The sequence below is a fragment of the Pseudomonas brassicacearum genome (genome assembly GCF_003732265.1).
Lineage (GTDB): Bacteria > Pseudomonadota > Gammaproteobacteria > Pseudomonadales > Pseudomonadaceae > Aquipseudomonas > Aquipseudomonas brassicacearum_D.
In genome coordinates this window covers 1-307 of the sequence record NZ_MOBK01000451.1, presented here as the reverse complement: position 1 = coordinate 307, position 307 = coordinate 1, and the positions used below count along the sequence as shown (strand labels likewise).

The window sequence follows — 307 nt, the reverse complement described above, 5'->3', positions numbered from 1 at the left end:
TCCAGCGACAGCGGCCCGGTGTAACCACTCTGGATGATCGGCGCGAGGAACCCCGGCAGATCGAATTCGCCCTGACCGGGGAAGCAACGGAAATGCCGGCTCCACTCCAGTACATCCATCTGCAGAATCGGCGCGTCGGCCATTTGCACGAAGAAGATCTTGTCGCCGGGAATATCGGCGATGGCGCGAGGATCGCCCTTCAACGACAAGGTGTGAAAGCTGTCGAGCAACACACCGAGGCTCGGGTGATCGGCCTGACGCACGATGTCCCAGACCTGTTGATACGTGTTGACGTGACGGCCCCACG

At 60.9% G+C, this 307-nt stretch carries 1 protein-coding gene; it reads right to left on the bottom strand.

Annotation, left to right across the window (positions count from 1 at the left end):
• The coding region (locus BK660_RS32205) for a sugar phosphate isomerase/epimerase family protein (protein WP_148057557.1) at window positions 1-307 on the bottom strand (307 nt) is incomplete at both ends.